Source organism: Rhodococcus sp. P4_B6, assembly GCF_056402215.1.
Window position 1 is genome coordinate 1 of record NZ_JBFUHV010000394.1, and the last position, 2,357, is coordinate 2,357.

The following is a 2,357-nucleotide window of genomic DNA, read 5'->3' on the forward strand; positions in this document are numbered from 1 at the left end:
GCGAGAGGGCGCGGTCGGATAGTGCGCACGACGCACATTTTCCCAGATCAGCTCGATTGAGTGGTCGGTGACCTGAAAGAGAACATCCCCGTTGACGAAGTTGTTTCACCGTGGGCTGCAACGCCGTCCGGGAACAGCACGTCGAGGTGTCGTTGCAGATGTGAGGGGTTCACATCGTCGTACCGGGTGAGTCCGAGGGTTTGTCCCTTGTGCAGGGTTCCCCGTCGATCGACGGTGTAGAAACGCGGCATTTCACAAGCCTCTCGTGCAATCGATAGTAGGTAGTTTCAGCATCCGGGTTGGCCCGTCGAAATGTACGCAGGCATGGGTGGACGGCAGGCGCCTTCGAGCCGACTCACCTCGGCCGACCGGTATGGCGAGTCGCTAGGAGTACACGCCGAGATCGTAGCGATCGACACGAACGAGCTGAGCTGCGTCCATGCCCGGGCCTCGGCGCCCATGGACGCGGCCGACTCGCCGCTGATGTCTTCGACACAGAGTTTGTCAGCGGTTCTGTCCGGAGATCACCGACCTCTGGAATATCTGAACTAGTTCTGATGTAATGGTGGGTATGAGCAAGTCGACCGCCACCGCCACGTTCTCCGATTTCTTACGGGCACCGAATGATGTTCTCGGCGCGCTCGAGGACAACGGTGAGGTCGTGCTCACGCGCCGGAATGCCCCGGCTCTGCGGCTGACCCAAGAGTCGACGAGCCGCGCCGAATTGAGCACTCTCGGCGTCGTCGGGCAGCTCTTCGCCGCCTCTCTCGACGAGGCGGCCCTCGATCGCGTCGCCTCCCGCCTCGCCGTCGCATTGCCGTGGATCGGGATGCTGCCGACCGCATTGCACGCCGAGTTCGTCGCAGCGTTCCAGGACACTGCCCGTGCCTGCATCGCGGTGGCCCGCTTCGACCGACTCGCGATCTTGCTGGAAGCGTGGCAGGCCACCGCGGAGGCGTACGCCGACCCGCGCCTGACCGCCGACGGTTCCGACCTGGAGTACCTCGAGGTCCCTGAGGTGGTCGTGGCGCCGGATCTCGACGCGTGAGCAGGAAAGGCGGCGCGGTTTCCCGCCCAATCAAACGCGCCGAGTGGCAGATCGTGTTCGCCACTCGTGACGCGGAGAAGGGCTGGACCGATCTGCTGGCCACTGCACGCAACGCCACGGTCGATGCGTGGGACACCCTCACCCGAGAACCGACGGTAGAGACGCGGCGGCTGTATCAACTCAAAGGCGACTACGCCTGCGGGACGTACAACGGGCAGAACTACGCCCGATACCAGTACAAGGTGACCGATGGTGGGCGGATCTGGTTCTTTGTCGATCCTGCACAGAAGGGCGCCAAGATCGCGGGCCGGGTCCTGCTCGAACGCTGCGAACCCGGCCACCCGAAGGAAACCGAATAGGTCACGCCCAGGTATGGGCCTGCGCGCGTTGGCGTCTGCCCGTTCTTCCTGGCGGGCGTGGGTCCCGGCACGCCCACAGGGCCGTGTCCAGCTCCCAGGCACGCCCCCAGCGGCGAGCCCACCCGGTTCCTGATCCGGCCCCGATCCGGTCATGATCGGGACTCCGGGAGCAGGCAGAACCTGGACCGGGAACCGGCACGGCAGTATCGGCGGCATGGTGGAGATGCTGCCGTGGCCTGCGTGCGTGATGCGGGGGTGTGGTCCTGCTGCTCGTGGGGTGCAGTGATCGCTCGATCAGCGGCGCGAGCGGATAGGTGCAGACGCGGAAGCTTCCCGATCGGTGAAGCAGAATGGGGTGCCATGGACGATGTGGAGTTGGTCGAGCAGGTGCGGCGGCGTTGGGAGCAGGGTGTCCCGCCGAAGGTGATCGCGCGTGCTCTGGGTGTGCGGCCGTCGGTGGTGGCGCCGTTGGTGCGACGAATCGCTGCCGAGGCCGAGGCGTCCCGAGGCTTGGGGCGGGTGCTGGGGTGCTGGGTCAATTGTGGCTGGAGTGTCGGGCTGGGCCTCGAGGGTCGTCCGGAGTGGGCGAAGCTGGATGCTCCCGCCGGTGAGGCCGAAGGCTTCGCGCAGGTGTTGGTGGCACGTGAGGGGCGGCGTGGTCGGGCGACGCTGCGGGGCTACCTGGCTGACGTGCACTGCCTGGGGGTGAAGAACGCCCGTGATCCCGAAACCATGGATGCGGGCAGGATCCCCACCGCCATCCGCACGTACTACGCGGCGTTCGACCGTCCTGCGGTGGAGATTCCGATCGAACTCGGCCGCGAACTGATCCTGGGGGCGGCGGCGTATGCGCGCGGGCTCGGTTTCGAGCCCGCGGATGCGTTCGATGGTGATGCCGCCGCGTTCCTGGGTGAGTGGGACGGGCCGGGTCGGATCGAGTTCGGTAGGGA

The 2,357-nt window shown here is 66.0% G+C and carries 3 protein-coding genes; all 3 read left to right on the forward strand.

The genetic code is table 11. The features are described 5' to 3' along the window. The first annotated feature begins 571 nt into the window (after positions 1-571). On the forward strand, positions 572-1,048 hold the full coding sequence (locus tag AC1DWT_RS50875) for a hypothetical protein (protein ID WP_206015810.1): 477 nt from the start codon (positions 572-574) through the stop codon (positions 1,046-1,048). Next, complete coding sequence (locus tag AC1DWT_RS50880; protein ID WP_206015811.1) at positions 1,045-1,407, forward strand: hypothetical protein; 363 nt, start codon at positions 1,045-1,047, stop codon at positions 1,405-1,407. The genes AC1DWT_RS50875 and AC1DWT_RS50880 overlap by 4 nt, the downstream gene beginning before the upstream one ends. A gap of 360 nt (positions 1,408-1,767) precedes the next feature. Continuing rightward, the coding region (locus tag AC1DWT_RS50885) for a hypothetical protein (RefSeq protein ID WP_477926226.1) at positions 1,768-2,357 on the forward strand (590 nt) is incomplete at its 3' end.